A 14166-nucleotide genomic window follows, 5' to 3' on the forward strand; every position below is an offset into this window, starting at 1 on the left:
ATGACCACCTGCATCACCGGCCCGCTGCGCGTCCTCGTCACCGGCGGCGCCGGGTTCATCGGCAGTCACACCTGCGTCGAACTCGTTGAGGCCGGGCACGAGGTCGTCGTCGTCGACGACCTGTCCAACGGGCACGCCGTCGCGCTCGACCGCGTCGGGGAGATCACCGGTACCCGTCCCGTCCTCGAGGTCGCCGACGTCACCGACGCGACGGCGCTGGACTCGATCTTCCGCCGCCACACCATCGATGCGGTCGTCCACTTCGCGGCGCGCAAGGCGGTGGGGGAGTCGACGGAGATCCCGCTCGACTACTTCCACACCAACGTCGGCGGCACGGCGACCCTCCTCGCGTCCGCGCGGCGCGCGGGCGTCCGCCGGATCGTCTTCTCCTCGTCGTGCTCGATCTACGGCAGCACCGGCGCCGACGACCTCGACGAGTCCGCACCCGCGGCCCCGACGAACCCGTACGCGTGGTCGAAACTCGCCTGCGAGCAGATGATCGAGCAGGCCTGCCGCCACCACGACGACCTGCGGGCGGTGAGCCTGCGGTACTTCAACCCCATCGGCGCCCACCCGAGCGGGCTGCTCGGGGAGGAACCGCACGGCACGCCGCGCAACATCGTGCCGTACCTCGCGCAGGTGGCCGTGGGCCGGCGGGAGCGGGTGCAGGTCTTCGGGGGTGACTACGTGACGCCCGACGGCTCCGCGATTCGCGACTACGTGCACGTCGTGGACATCGCCCGCGGCCACGTGACCGCCCTCGACCACGTCGACGACCGGGCCGGCATGCAGCTGTTCAACCTCGGTACCGGACAGGGCACTTCGGTGCTCGAGCTCCGGGCGGCCTTCGCCGCGGCCGCGGGCCGGGAGATCCCGTACGTCGTCACGGACCGCCGGCTCGGTGACGTGCCGCGACTGGTCGCGAACATCGACGCGGTGAGCCACGCGTGGGGGTGGGCGCCGAAGTACGATGTGGCGACGATGTGCTGTGACAGCTGGCGATTCCAGGAGCTCAACCCCGACGGGTACCGCCGGTGAGTGTGGCCCGCGGGCTCACTCGTCGCGCACTGCTCGCGGGCGGTGTGGCCGTCGCCGCGGCCGGGTTCATCGGCTGCGGAACGGCCTCGTCCCAGCAGCCACCGCGCCGCCCGCCACCGCCCGGCCCCCTGCCCGGTGTGGGCCTGTGGCAGGGGCCGGGAGTCAGTGCGGGACTCACCGATTCCGGTGCCCGCTGGTACTACACGTGGACACCCGACCACGAGGGGGTCGACACCCCGAACGGCTGCGAGTTCGTCCCGATGATCTGGGGCAGGCGTGACCTGACCGACGACGCACTGCGGCGCGCACAGGCCAGCGGCACGGTCCTGCTCGGCTTCAACGAACCCGACGTGGCGACGCAGGCCGACATGTCCGTCGAGGACGCGCTCGCCGCATGGCCGCGGCTGCAACAGACCGGACTCGTCCTGGGCGCGCCGGCCGTCGCCACCGACGCAAGTGCGCCGGGCGGTTGGCTCGACCGGTTCATGGTCGGTGCCCGCTCGCGCGGGTACCGCGTCGACTTCATCCCCGTGCACTGGTATCTCGCGCCCCGGCTGCGGAGGAGCTTCTCCACGGCGGCCGCGGTCGACGATCTGCGCCGGTACCTCGACGCCGTGCACGACCGATACGGCCTTCCCCTGTGGCTGACCGAATTCAGTCTCATCACCTACGAGCCCGGCATCGACGCCATGCAGCCGCGGGTCCAGGCCGAGTTCCTCGCCGCCGCAGCGCTGATGATGATGACGCTGCCGTACCTGCAGCGTTGGGCGTGGTTCTCCCTGCCGCCCTGGCCTGAGGGCCCCGAAACCGCCCTCTACACCGACGGCCGCGTCACCGCCGTCGGTGAGCAGTTCCGACAGATCTCCTGACACCCGCGCGCTGCGCGGTTGCTGTCGTGTCGCCCCACACCGCCCTGCAATGAGGGTCTGGATGTGACGGGATCGGAGGGGTACGGCAAAATTTCCGACCATGTCGAGACATCGCGTGCCGAGCCCGCCTCGGAACAGATCGAGGGTGATCGACGGCGACCTCGCCTGGGGCATTGCTGGCGGACTGCTCGGCGCCCTGCTGCTGGCGGCGTTCATCCTGCTGGCGTGAGGTCGAACTGCCGGCGGCGCGCGATGGCGGGCGGCCGCCTCGCGGCAAGCAACCGGTCAGGTCGTTCGCGAGAATCAACGACGCCGTCACCGGTCTCGATTCCTGTTCCACGGCCGACCGATTCGAGAGTTCGTGCCGCTGCTGGTCGAGCGCCACACGGGGAGGAAATTCAGGCGCCTCTGCAGACGGCCCCGTGGCTGCCTCCTGCGCGCTGCGTGCTCACCCGTACTTCTCCTTCAACTTTGTGGCGGCGCGCGTCGATCAGCTTTCGGGCTCGGACTGCGCTCCAGCGGTCGGGTGTCCCGCATAAGGGCGGGGCGCGATGCGCAGCGGCCTGCTGGACCCAACGCTGGGATCATTTGCTGGACGTCGAAACCCAACGCCGCGCCGATGGTTAATCCCCGCTCGCACGGGGAGCATGCCCGCCACTTCTCCGAGGTGATGCACTGCCGGGCTTATCCCCGTTCGCGCGGGGAGGACGCACTGCTTTTCGCGGGCACCGTCGTCGCGTTGGGCTCATCCCCGCCTGCGCGGGGAACGCCATCCTGGCCGACGGCGATGAGCCAGGCATGGAGGGCTCATCCCCGCCTGCGCGGGGAACGCGCCTTCCATCTGCCCCTTGCCGAGGCGGATGCCGGCTCATCCCCGCCTGCGCAGGGAACGCGCCTTCTTCCGCCAGAACGCGTTACGCCATTCGGGCTCATCCCCGCCTGCGCAGGGAACGCACTTGCTGACCTGGATCGATGGAGCCCAAGGTCACCGATTTCATTCACAAGCAGGATAGGTGTTCATTATGGGTCTTTGCGAGTCTGCCGCTCGCAATGTAGTCAGCTCCATCCTCAGAGCTCGGACGCCGGCTGCTCAAGTCGTTCGCTCAACCAGGTTCGCAGTGACGGGCCGTAGTCGGGGTGGTCAAGAGCGTGGTCGAGGCTCGCGCGCAGGAACCCGCCGGGATTGCCGAGGTCGTGGCGGGGTCCGCGGTGGATGACTACGTGAACGGGATGGCCTTCGTCGATAAGGAGAGCGATGGCATCCGTGAGTTGGAGCTCGCCGCCAACGCCGGGCTCGACTCGGCGGAGGGCGTCGAAAATGGCGCGGTCGAGAAGGTAGCGGCCGGCGGCCGCGAGGGTGGAGGGGGCGTCGCCGAGCTTGGGCTTCTCGACCATCCCGCGGACGCGCATGACGTCGGGGTTGGCGATGCCGGGGACTTCCTGGACGTCGAAGATGCCGTAGGAGCCGACCTGCGATTTGGGGACATCAATGGCGCACAGGACGCTGCCGCCTCGTTTCGCGCGAACCCGTGCCATGACATCGAGCACCCCTGACGGCTGGACCAGGTCATCGGGCAGTAGCACTGCGATAGCTTCCTCGTCAGTGGTCAGGGCCTGTTCGGCGCAGCCGACAGCGTGGCCGAGACCGAGAGGTTCGGCCTGGACCACGGATTTGACGTCGATGAGGTTTGGCGCCCTGCGGACCTTTTCGAGCAGGTGGTGCTTCCCGGCCGCCTCGAGTCGGCCCTCGAGCACGAGGTCCTCGACGAAGTGCGCGACGACGCCGGCCTTGCCTGGTGCGGTGACGATCACGAGCTTGTCGGCGCCGGAGGCGGCGGCTTCGGTAGCGACGAGTTCGATTCCGGGGGTGTCGACGACCGGCAGTAGTTCCTTGGGCACGGTCTTGGTCGCGGGCAGGAATCGGGTGCCCATGCCAGCGGCGGGAACGACGGCGGTGCGGAATGCCCGGACGATCGTCGGGTCGGTCATAGTTGCTCCACATCTCTCTGATGGCGAGACCAGCTGTCAACGGATCCACTGCTGGCCTCGCGGAAGGTGAACTAGTGGCGCGCAGGTGCACTGCAGCTGCGCAGAGATCGGGAGGTGTCGGCAGTCTAGAACGTTCGAGCTGAGACAGCGACACCTGATGTCTTGGAGTGTGTCGAACAAGGTGCGTCACCAAGACCGCGCCGATGGAGAGGGCGGCTGGAACGACAGGAGTGCATTCAATGCGGATCATTGGCAGCCAACCCGTCGCAGCCAGCGCTGCAACGAAAAGATACCGACCACCTGGTGTGATCTTGCCCACTTTGCCGTGAATGAACTATTCCGCTGGATGGGAAGGTGTAACGGGGATTACCAGATCTGACCTGTGATTTTGCTGAGACCTCGGTTGAGTTCAGGTATCGGATCGGGTTCGAAGCGGGTCCTTCGCGCCACTCGTCGGCGAGCTCGGTGATGCATTTGCCGTCGGCATGGCCCAAAATATTGCACACCAAAGGAAAGTATTCGGACGCGAGTGCTGGCGGGTCACGGGAGGGACCCGGTAGGGCTCGCGGTTTTGTTTCCGGCAGCGTCGCCTGTGGTCGTCGCAGGCGCCAGCCTGGGACGTGGGGTCGGGGGAGGTACTTACGTGGAAGTGTTGACAGAGCAATCTGATTGGATGCCCAGGCCTTCTGGGACTGTGGGTCGAACGGCGGCACCGCGCAGGCCGGCACTGGTCGGTGATCGAAGCGGCAACACCCGTTGGGCATGGCAACACGCGTATGTGACACGGTTGTTCTGGTCCGACGTGCTGGTGGTTGTGATGGCAGTCGTGCTGGCGCAGATCGTTCGGTTCGGCGAGGCGGACCTCTCGGCTGTCGGTCCGGTCAGCGAGAAGAACTACGTCGTCGTCTCCGCGTGCCTGATTTTTGCCTGGATAGGTACCTTGGCGCTCTTCCGAACCCGTTCTCGGCGGGTGATTGGCAGTGGATACGACGAGTATCAGCGCGTAATCTCTGGCACGCTCAGGCTTTTCGGTACGATTGCCATCGCCGCGCTTGTGTTTAAGCTGGATCTGGCGCGTGGCTACCTCGCCATAGCACTGCCTGTCGGACTGCTTGCCCTGCTGCTGAGCAGATGGGGATGGCGCAGGGTCGTCGCCCACAAGCGCGCGCACGGTTCATATCAGACATCGGTGTTGGTCGTCGGTGGCGAACGCGCTGTGCGACTGATGACCACCACGTTCCAGCGGGGCACCTCGGATGGCTACCGAGTGGTGGGTGTTTGTGTCCCCCGGTATGCCGGCGCCAAGGGTGAGCACATCGATATCGACGGGCATCAGATCGCCATCTACGGAGACGAGCGGTCAGTTGTGTCGGCACTTGCGGAGAGTGGTGCCGACACAGTGGTCGTCACTGCCACGGAAACGCTGGGCCACGAAGGCATTCGTGACTTGGTTTGGGAACTCGAACCTTACGAAGCCGACCTGGTGGTTGCCACGGGAGTAGTGGACGTTGCGGGGCCACGGATGGAGATGCGCCCAGTTGCCGGACTCCCACTCATCCATGTCGAGAAGCCCAGCTATCACGGTGCGAAACGAAGTGGCAAGCGGATCTTCGATTTGGCGTTCTCATTGTTGGCGATTCTCATACTCGCTCCGGTCTTCGCCGCTGTCGCGTTGGCTATCAAGGTCGACAGCAGGGGACCGGTCTTCTACCGCTCAGAACGCATCGGCCTGGACGGAAAGCCCTTCGGCATGCTGAAGTTCCGGTCGATGGTCACCGACGCGGACAAGCAGGTGACCACATTGATGGACCGCAACGAGGGTGCTGGCCTGCTGTTCAAGATGCGCGAAGATCCGCGAGTGACGCGGGTGGGCAAGTTCATTCGCCGTTTCAGCATCGACGAGCTGCCTCAGTTCATCAACGTGGTTTGCCGTGAGATGAGTGTGGTGGGTCCCCGGCCGCCGCTCCGTCGGGAGGTGGAGGCGTATGACGGCGTCATCCGCCGGCGACTGCTTGTACGTCCCGGGGTGACGGGCCTGTGGCAGGTCAGCGGCCGATCGGACCTCTCCTGGGATGAGTCGGTGCGCCTCGACCTTGCCTATGTCGAGAACTGGTCGATGGTTAGTGACGTTCTGATCATCGCAAAGACACTGAAGGCTGTCGTGGGTAGCGACGGCGCGTACTGAGCCGCAACGAATTTCGAGTATCAAGGATCCAAGTCATGACGCGAATCGCGGTGTTCGGCACAGGGTATCTGGGGGCGACTCACGCGGCCTGTATGGCCGAGTTAGGGCATGAGGTCCTCGGAGTTGATGTAGATGAAAGCAAGCTTGCGAAGTTGGAGGCCGGCGAGGTTCCGTTCTTCGAGCCAGGTCTCGAAGAAGTACTGAAACGCAATATCGACGCGGGCCGCCTACGCTTCTCGTCCTCGTATCGCGAGGCGGCAGACTACGCGGACGTTCATTTCATCGGTGTCGGAACCCCCCAGAAGAAGGGCGAGTTCGCTGCCGACTTGACCTACGTCGACGCGGTAATTGAGGAGTTGGCGCCGCTACTCACAAAACCAGCCGTTATCCTCGGAAAGTCGACGGTGCCAGTAGGAACAGCGGCACGTCTAGCAAACCGCGCACGCTCGCTCGCACCTGCTGGCGACGACGTCGAGGTTGCATGGAACCCTGAGTTCTTGCGGGAAGGCTTTGCAGTACAGGACACTCTGCACCCCGACAGGCTTGTGTTAGGGGTCGAGCGAAGTGGGGTCGGTCGGGCTGAAGAAGTGGCTCGAGACGTGTACGCGCAACTCCTTGGGGAACAGATCCCGTTCCTTGTGACTGACCTAGCGACCGCCGAGCTGGTGAAAACCTCAGCGAATGCCTTTCTTGCAACGAAGATCTCATTCATCAATGCCATGGCCGAGGTATGTGAAGCTGCAGGTGCCGACGTAACTGTGCTTGCGGATGCCATCGGCTACGACGTGCGCATTGGGCGACGATTCCTCAATGCAGGAGTGGGTTTCGGTGGAGGATGCTTACCGAAGGATATTCGAGCGTTCATGGCTCGAGCTGGCGAGTTGGGGGCCGATCAGGCGCTGACCTTTCTCCGTGAGGTGGATGCCATCAATATGCGTCGCCGCACACGAATGGTGGAGATGGCGCGTGAAGCGTGTGGAGGGAGCGTTCTGGGAGCTCGCGTCGCGGTATTGGGAGCTGCGTTCAAGCCTGACTCTGATGATGTACGTGACTCGCCTGCACTCAATGTGGCCGGTCAGATCCAACTTCAGGGCGCGGCGGTGACTGTGTATGACCCGAAGGCGATGGACAGTTCGAGAAAGCTATTCCCTACATTGAGTTATGCGGCTAGCACGGAGGATGCCGTAGTGGGGGCCGATGTGATTCTCGTTCTGACGGAGTGGAAGGAATTTCGAACCCTCGATCCGTCGCGGCTTGCTGGCCTTGTCCGTCAGCGCAGTGTAATAGATGGACGGAACTGCCTGTCTCCCAGTCTTTGGCGCGATCACGGCTGGCAGTACCGAGGGATGGGGAGATCGTGAAGTCAACCCTAGGGAATTGGGCGGGGAACAACGCGCACTCCAGGCATCGGATTGGAGTCCAGCATGAGTACTGAGATTCAGCCTGGCACCACCGGTGAAAGTGACAGTCGTACCGATGTCCTGCATGTCTCGGAGGCCTACGGTGGAGGTGTCCAGACGGCGATCGGACAGTACATCCGAAACTCTCCGGGGCTGCGGCATCGCCTTGCAGTCCGTTCTCGGACCGAGCATGATGTGGGTGCCGATCCGGAGGTTGACCTGGTCCACTTCGCTGGATCAACGGCTTCATTCATTCTGCAAGCGAGAAGGTTGATTCGTGAGACTCGCCCTCGCGTTGTCCACCTACATTCCAGTCTTGCTGGCGCCCTGCGAATTTTCCGATATCCCGGCGTAAGGGTCATCTACACGCCGCACTCCTACTCATTCCTGCGAAGGGATACAGGGCGCGCTACCCAGGGCGCCTACTGGGTGGCCGAACGGCTTCTGAGCAGGTCCCCACAGCTGATAGCCGCAATCAGTCCCCACGAGGCCGCAGCTGCGTCGCGAATTGTGGGCGGCCGCAGACCGGTTGCATACCTCCCCAATGCCGCTGGAGAAGGGCTGCCTGTGGCGTCAAGGGAGAGAACCTCGAACGACGGCCGGCTTCGGATCGTCACCGTCGGGCGGATTTCCGCACAGAAGGATCCGCTGTTCCTTGCACGGGTTGCACAACTAGTCGATGTGCATTCGGTTGCTTGGATGTGGGTCGGCGATGGAGACCCCGCGCTCAAGGCAGCGCTGCTGGACTCCGGCATCGAAGTCACCGGATGGGTACCGAACACCGAAGCGCTGGCTCTCATTGCAGGTGCGGATCTGTACTTTCACCCCGCCTCGTGGGAGGGGGCGCCAATGACTCTGCTCGAAGCAGCGGCCGTCGGTACCGCCGTTCTGACCCGAAATATCGACACTCTGTGCGGCCTGGGATTCGTCACGGCGGGAGAGACTTCGGACCAAGCAGCAGAGACAATTCGCAAGTTCATCCGTGACGCAGAATTTCGGACCTCTGTGCGCAATGAATCATTGCGCACAGTAAGTGTGCATTCAGCGTATGCACAGCGAAGGGCACTGGCTGAGATCTACGGCCGCGAAGGCGAGGGTGTGGCATGAGAGTACTGATGCCTGGACGAATTCTTGAACGGCACGTGGGAGGAAATACCACGTATGCGCGGACCCTGGCATCGGGACTGCGCGACAAGGGAATAGCAGTTGATGCCATGAGATTTGCGTCGAACCCTGTAGGTACGGCCGCCATTGAGTCAGCCTATGCGTTGAAGCGTTCACGAGCAGGGCACGTTCTTCATTTCGTTGCGGATACGGGTCCCCTTATCCACTCGCGCACGCCATCGGTGGTGACCGTTCACGGGGTGGCTAGTAAGTGGGTTGAAGGAGTCCGCACACGACGGGCCGAGGCGGTGTGGCGGCACCGAGTGAAGGCCGCAATTGCCAGTACTGCCAAGGTCATTACGGTGTCTGAATCGAGCGCTGACGATATTGCCGAGGTCTTCGGGATCGCTCGTGCATCAATTGCTGTAATCCCACACGGGATCGAATCTGACAAGTTCGCACAGGCCTGCTCGCTGTCCCCGGAGGTCCGAGCTGTCGTGCCGGAGAACTACCTTCTTTACGTAGGAAACATCGAACCACGAAAGAACCTAATCGAATTGGTCGCTGCTGCAGGGTCGGAGGGAGTCCGCAAACTAGGTCTCCCGCTCGTCATCGCTGGCAAAGCTGCTTGGGACGCTGATGAGGCCATGAGCAAGATCGTGGCTAGCAAGAATGTCATTTACGTGGGCTTCGTTTCTGAAGATGACAAGATTGCGTTGATGCAGAATTGCGCTGCGTTCGTGTTCCCCAGCAAATACGAGGGATTCGGGTTTCCAGTTCTTGAGGCGATGGCAGCCGGTGCCGCCGTCATTACGACCGACCGCGGCGCACTGCGAGAAGTGGCCGGCCCAGCAAAAATTATCCCGGGACTGGATGCGGATTCGATCACGGAGACGATCGTCGATGCCGTGTCGGATGGCAGCTGGATGCGTGACGCGGCTGGACGCGGACGGCGCTGGGCTTCGACCTTCGCCTGGGAGAAGAGCATCGACTCGCATATTGGGGTCTACAGTTCGGTGGTGCACGCGTGAAAGTGGCAATGCTGCACGGCTACAGCGCTTCAAACGCAGGTGACGGCCTGCTGGTAGAGGAGTCTATTGGACTCGTACAGGAGGCCGTCGGCACCGACGCCACATTCGTCTTGGCAGCGTCGGATCCCGAGAGCTTCGCGTCTTTGGGAATACCCACTGTGAAGTCGAAACCCGGCAGGCGCGGCTATGCACCGGAGTACCTGCGCTTGCTGAGGACACTGAACGACTATGACCTCGTTGTAGGGGTGGGTGGCGGGTACCTTCGGGCAGGTCACCTTGAGGAGGCTGTGAAAACCGGTCTGGTCCATGGGCCTCAGCTAATGGCAGCCGCTCGCACATCGACCCCTGTTGTCTATCTTCCACAGAGCGTCGGCCCTGCTAGGGCGTTTGCTAGGAGACTCTGTGGCATGGGAATTTCCCGAATCGACCGCTTCTTTGTCAGGGATGATCGGACTCTGTCAGAGTTTCGTGAGTTCGGCGTCCGTCGTACCTCTGATCTTGCGGTACTTAGAGGATTGCCGATGCTGCCCGGAAATGAGCCACTGCCGAGGCCCGTCGTCAGTGTGAGAGCACTGCGGGGTGCGGTTCCGCCACTGGTGCTTCAGCTGGCCCGCGACATCGGAGATTTCGACGGGTATGTGCAGAGTGCGATCGCTGGGAACGATGACCGTGAGTACATGCAAGAACTGGGTGCTGTGCGCATCCTTAGCCGCGAGGAATTCCTCAACGGCGGACGTCGGCCGCGTGTCGTTGTCGCAGTCCGGCTACATGCGGCGCTAATGGCTCTCATGGCCGGGCACTTCGTTATTCATCTCGCATATGAGAGAAAGGGCTTTGGGGCTTTCGCGGATCTTGGCCTCGAAGAGTATGTGCATAACGTCAATATGTTTGAGCCACAACGAGTACTTCAGCAGGTCGAGGATTTGACTACACTGTCGGTGGAACGTGCGACCTACCGATCCAAGCAACGGATAGCATCTGATATCGCATTCACGCGGCGTATGGAACTGGTGACCGAAATTCGTGAGCTGTTGCATATGAGCCGGCGACAGACTGTCTCGGAATGACACCCATGGTTGATAAAGACAGGTCCAGTTCGGAAGTCTATATTTGGGCTACTGGCCAGGACGATAATATCGGAGATTCACTGCTACGTAGGGCATATATCAGTGAACTGAGGGCACATGGCAGGGTTGTCGTTTGGGTCGGCGAGTCGAGCCAGCAATTCATTGCTGGTCTGGGGCTATCGGAATCAGATCGAATAATCGGCAACTACTTCCGCTGGTTCGCGCATGCGTTGATCGCTGGTATTCGCAGGCCAACGTTGGTGGCTGTCAATGCCGGCGAGGTCCCAATTTCTCGTAGAGGGGCTTTTCGGATGATGACCTTGGCATTCCTCCTAGGTCCACTTCGAATGAGAGGGGGTCGCGGGGTTTGGGTAGGTGCAGGAATTCCGGTTCGCAGCGCTAATCGCTACCTTGTTCGGCCGTATTCACTGGTCGCAGGCCAATGCACGTACGTACGATTTCGGGATCCGGAGTCCGTCTCGCTTGTAGCCGACTCCGTAGAGGTTGAGCCCGACTGGGCGTTCTCGCTCGGAACTCCAATTGAGCACTGGAGTACGCCAAGTTCACGGGCTCATCTTGCTCTGGTTATGCGAGGTGATCGCGCTCGGCCGAGTGCAGAGTGGATAACGTGGGTTAAGCAAATTTCCGAGGCGCTAAACCTCAAGCCGATCGTCGTAGTGCAGGTCAAGCGAGACAATGAGATGGCTGAATGGCTTGGTCGGGAGCTAGATTGTGTTGTGTCGGTCTGGGATGATAGCGATCATTCGCGTCGTGAGGCCACGGTAAGGCGGATCTATGCTGAGTCAAGGGTTGTCGTCGGCGATAGATTGCATGGGCTAATTGTGGCTGCGACGGAGGGCGCGGTCCCGATTGGATGGGTAGAATCGGCTACTGGAAAAATCCAGCGGCATTTTGGTGTTATTGGGCTTGAATGGGTTGGTAAGTGTGAGGGCAGCCCCGCGGCCGACTATGAAGTTCTGTCGGAAAGTGCTCTATCGTCTATGGTCAATCAATTGGAAGTCGCAGTGGCCGAGGCACGGATCAGACTAGATCGCGTCGGCAATGAAATGCGGGAATCGACAGCATGACAAAGGCGAATGCGACTTCCCTTGAGGCTGTAGACGGACGCGAACTCTCGTCTACGGCCGCGCGCGGCGCCACGTTCACTATTCTCGGCCAAATCGTCCGCATGGCCGTAATGTTTGTCGGGACCGTGATTCTTGCCCGTTTGCTGACGCCCAGTGACTTCGGGTTGATGGCAATTGTAGTTTCACTGGTCGCATTCGGTGAGCTAGTGCGTGATTTTGGTCTGTCGACGGCTGCTGCCCGTGAGGTGGAGCTGTCGCGTGCGCAGCAGTCAAATTTGTTCTGGGTCAACTCCGCACTCGGCGGCGTGCTTACAGTTGCGGCCTACTTCTCTGCCCAAACTATTGCAGCGATCTTCCGTCAACCCGACCTTGTTGGGATGGTGGAGTCACTTTCGCTGGTTTTCGTAATTAATGGTTTCGCTACGCAATTCCGTGCCGAGCTCAACCGCAGGCTTGATTTCAAGTCATTGGCTGTTGTTGACACCGCTCCTCCTGTCGTGGGCTTGATTGCGGCGATACTTTTCATATTTCTTGGCCAGGCAAGCTATTGGGCATTGGTGTGCCAACAACTGGCTACGGCCATTGTTGGTCTAGTTCTCGCGGTCATCGCTGCGAAATGGATGCCAGGACTGCCCAATCGTAAAGGATCAATCCGCAACCTGTTGTCCTTCGGTCTCGGACTATTCGGAACGCAGTCAATTGCTTATGTGACCCGCAACATGGACAATTTGATGCTTGGATACTTTTGGGGCCCGACTGTACTTGGAATTTACAGTCGTGGATATCAACTGCTGATGGTGCCAATCAATCAAATCGCCGCACCGCTCACCAGAGTGGCGGTACCGATCCTGACGCGTGTCGTGACTGAACGGGATCGGTTCATGTCGTTCCTAATGACCGGACAGCTTATTGGTGGTGTTGGGCTGGGTGTCGTCTACGGAGTGTTCTTTGGAATGGCGAGCCCACTAGTTCAGGTGGCATTCGGATCCGAATGGTCGGGGATGGTCCCAGTTGTTCAGGCTCTTGCAGTAGGCGGAGTTTTCAGGGCGCTCAATCAAGTAACCTTCTGGATATTTCTGGCGAAAGACGCCACGGGAGCACAATTTAGATTCTACTTGTTTTCGCAACCCTTTGTGGTGGCATCGATGTTGGCGGGCCTCCCATGGGGCGCGATTGGCGTTGCTATTGGGCATTCGATCGGCTATGGACTCAATTGGCTGCTTTCCTACTGGTGGTGTGGTAGAGAGACCGAAACGGATATGGCCCCGCTGCTCCGGGCGGCGGTGAAGGGGATCCTGTGTTTCACAATCCCTGTGGGAATGATCAGTGTGTTTATCCAGTCTCTAGTCGACGGTGCGATCGTTGAACTGCTTCTGTGTTCGGTCGGTGCATCCTTGTATCTAATTCTCCTTGGGTTCGTATCTAGCTACGCGTTAGAGACATATCGAACCGGTATTCGTGCAGTTCGGAAGGTCGTGCAGAAAACATAACGGTGCTGGAGGCCTCGACAATTCAGTTACGCTTCCATGGCTGTGAAACCAGCTTTCGAGTGGCAGTTTTGGGATCAGCCAGAAACCACCGCGTAAGCTGGCCCGCTGTCGCGAACCGATTGCCGGCGGCCCACTCTGCGCGGGCACGGCGTGCTGTCGCAGCCATGCGGATCTGATTCTCGCTCATCGATTCGATTGCTAGTCCTAGATGGGTAGCATAGTGCCGTCGAATGTTTTCCTTGGCTTCGATTGCAGTCGTCGCAGATCGAACCGACTTTCCGCCAGCGAGGCTGTAGCGGCAGGTTGGCTCATCTCGGACGTCGATGTCGCCGATCATCGAGAGCCGTATCAGTAGTTCATAGTCCTCGGCAAATCGAGGTGCGAGCGGTGCGGGATCCAGCGACTTCGAATGGTTGTATGCTTCTCGCCGCACCACTGCGGCACAGGGTGGCCAAGGGCCAAAACCTTGGGAAAGAAGTGTTTTCGTTGTAACGGGACTGAATCGGATCGGAAAAGGCCGTTCTGTTCCTCCTTCGGCCACTCCGACCACTGTTCCCGCCGCGACGGCCAGATGCGGTGAGTCGTCTAGAATGTTGACCGACATCCGTACCCCGCTGGGTATGAGTTCGTCGTCAGCATCCAGGAAGATGATGTACTTTGAGTCGGCTATTTCCGCACCGACCGCTCTAGCACGCGCAGCTCCGGAGTTTTCCTGCGTCACGCAGTATGCGCCAGCAGATCGTGCAACCTCCGCAGTTCGGTCGTCGGACCCGTCATCGATAACAATTGCAGCGGTTGCCCCCGCGTCGTACGCCGATTTGATCGCCCTGCGAATTGTTTTCTCTGCCCTAAAAGCTGGGATGACGACATTCAGGTCCAGATTGGATTTGGCGAAAGTCATGGTT

The 14166-nt window shown here is 61.0% G+C and carries 12 protein-coding genes, 1 pseudogene and 1 CRISPR repeat array; of the genes and pseudogenes, 11 read left to right on the forward strand and 2 right to left on the reverse strand.

Annotation, left to right across the window (positions count from 1 at the left end; all coding sequences use genetic code 11):
• The 3 genes from galE to ACFYVR_RS22230 all read left to right on the forward strand — a co-directional run bounded on the left by galE (position 1) and on the right by ACFYVR_RS22230 (position 2136).
• The gene (gene galE / locus ACFYVR_RS22220; RefSeq protein ID WP_387477206.1) at positions 1–1038 is read left to right on the forward strand and encodes a UDP-glucose 4-epimerase GalE; all 1038 of its coding nucleotides are present in this window, start codon (positions 1–3) and stop codon (positions 1036–1038) included.
• Positions 1035–1907: a glycosyl hydrolase gene (locus tag ACFYVR_RS22225; RefSeq protein WP_387477208.1), complete on the forward strand. Its 873-nt coding sequence runs from the start codon at positions 1035–1037 to the stop codon at positions 1905–1907. Before galE ends, ACFYVR_RS22225 begins: the two co-directional genes overlap by 4 nt.
• 100 nt (positions 1908–2007) lie before the next feature.
• Positions 2008–2136 (forward strand): hypothetical protein, encoded by a 129-nt coding sequence (locus ACFYVR_RS22230; protein WP_387477210.1) that lies wholly within the window; start codon positions 2008–2010, stop codon positions 2134–2136.
• A gap of 392 nt (positions 2137–2528) precedes the next feature.
• Positions 2529–2861: direct repeats of the CRISPR family, unit length 19 nt; unit sequence GGCTCATCCCCGCCTGCGC.
• Positions 2862–2975: 114 nt separating this feature from the next.
• Here ACFYVR_RS22230 and ACFYVR_RS22235 read toward each other — a convergent pair.
• Complete coding sequence (locus tag ACFYVR_RS22235; protein WP_387477212.1) at positions 2976–3896, reverse strand: UTP--glucose-1-phosphate uridylyltransferase; 921 nt, start codon at positions 3894–3896, stop codon at positions 2976–2978.
• Positions 3897–4569: 673 nt separating this feature from the next.
• Here ACFYVR_RS22235 and ACFYVR_RS22240 point away from each other — a divergent pair.
• The 8 genes and pseudogenes from ACFYVR_RS22240 (at position 4570) to ACFYVR_RS22275 (ending at position 13261) form a co-directional block, all read left to right on the forward strand.
• A complete protein-coding gene (locus tag ACFYVR_RS22240) occupies positions 4570–6081 on the forward strand; it encodes a sugar transferase (RefSeq protein ID WP_387477298.1) in 1512 nt (503 codons plus the stop codon).
• Positions 6082–6116: 35 nt separating this feature from the next.
• Positions 6117–7442 (forward strand): UDP-glucose dehydrogenase family protein, encoded by a 1326-nt coding sequence (locus tag ACFYVR_RS22245; RefSeq protein WP_387477214.1) that lies wholly within the window; start codon positions 6117–6119, stop codon positions 7440–7442.
• 63 nt (positions 7443–7505) lie between these two features.
• Positions 7506–8015: pseudogene (locus ACFYVR_RS22250) on the forward strand (glycosyltransferase); the annotation flags it as partial.
• Between the two features lie 33 nt (positions 8016–8048).
• Entirely contained in the window at positions 8049–8588 is a 540-nt protein-coding gene (locus ACFYVR_RS22255) for a glycosyltransferase (RefSeq protein ID WP_387477300.1), read from the forward strand.
• 161 nt (positions 8589–8749) lie between these two features.
• Entirely contained in the window at positions 8750–9616 is an 867-nt protein-coding gene (locus ACFYVR_RS22260; protein WP_387477302.1) for a glycosyltransferase family 4 protein, read from the forward strand.
• Complete coding sequence (locus ACFYVR_RS22265) at positions 9613–10683, forward strand: polysaccharide pyruvyl transferase family protein (RefSeq protein WP_387477216.1); 1071 nt, start codon at positions 9613–9615, stop codon at positions 10681–10683. The genes ACFYVR_RS22260 and ACFYVR_RS22265 overlap by 4 nt, the downstream gene beginning before the upstream one ends.
• A gap of 5 nt (positions 10684–10688) precedes the next feature.
• The gene (locus ACFYVR_RS22270) at positions 10689–11771 is read left to right on the forward strand and encodes a polysaccharide pyruvyl transferase family protein (RefSeq protein ID WP_387477304.1); all 1083 of its coding nucleotides are present in this window, start codon (positions 10689–10691) and stop codon (positions 11769–11771) included.
• Complete coding sequence (locus ACFYVR_RS22275) at positions 11768–13261, forward strand: lipopolysaccharide biosynthesis protein (protein ID WP_387477218.1); 1494 nt, start codon at positions 11768–11770, stop codon at positions 13259–13261. Before ACFYVR_RS22270 ends, ACFYVR_RS22275 begins: the two co-directional genes overlap by 4 nt.
• Positions 13262–13283: 22 nt before the next feature.
• On the opposite strand, the gene ACFYVR_RS22280 is transcribed toward ACFYVR_RS22275, so the two are convergent.
• Positions 13284–14162: a glycosyltransferase family 2 protein gene (locus tag ACFYVR_RS22280; protein WP_387477220.1), complete on the reverse strand. Its 879-nt coding sequence runs from the start codon at positions 14160–14162 to the stop codon at positions 13284–13286.
• Between the last annotated feature and the right edge of the window lie 4 nt (positions 14163–14166).

Source organism: Rhodococcus sp. NPDC003318 (genome assembly GCF_042879035.1).
Lineage (GTDB): Bacteria > Actinomycetota > Actinomycetes > Mycobacteriales > Mycobacteriaceae > Rhodococcus_G.

Bases quoted from the DNA above. Each gene is read 5' to 3' on its own strand.
- galE (WP_387477206.1), top strand. From the start codon at position 1: ATGACCACCTGCATCACCGGCCCGCTGCGCGTCCTCGTCACCGGCGGC.
- ACFYVR_RS22230 (WP_387477210.1), top strand. From the start codon at position 2,008: ATGTCGAGACATCGCGTGCCGAGCCCGCCTCGGAACAGATCGAGGGTG.
- ACFYVR_RS22235 (WP_387477212.1), bottom strand. From the start codon at position 3,896: ATGACCGACCCGACGATCGTCCGGGCATTCCGCACCGCCGTCGTTCCC.
- ACFYVR_RS22240 (WP_387477298.1), top strand. From the start codon at position 4,570: ATGCCCAGGCCTTCTGGGACTGTGGGTCGAACGGCGGCACCGCGCAGG.
- ACFYVR_RS22245 (WP_387477214.1), top strand. From the start codon at position 6,117: ATGACGCGAATCGCGGTGTTCGGCACAGGGTATCTGGGGGCGACTCAC.
- ACFYVR_RS22270 (WP_387477304.1), top strand. From the start codon at position 10,689: ATGGTTGATAAAGACAGGTCCAGTTCGGAAGTCTATATTTGGGCTACT.
- ACFYVR_RS22275 (WP_387477218.1), top strand. From the start codon at position 11,768: ATGACAAAGGCGAATGCGACTTCCCTTGAGGCTGTAGACGGACGCGAA.
- ACFYVR_RS22280 (WP_387477220.1), bottom strand. From the start codon at position 14,162: ATGACTTTCGCCAAATCCAATCTGGACCTGAATGTCGTCATCCCAGCT.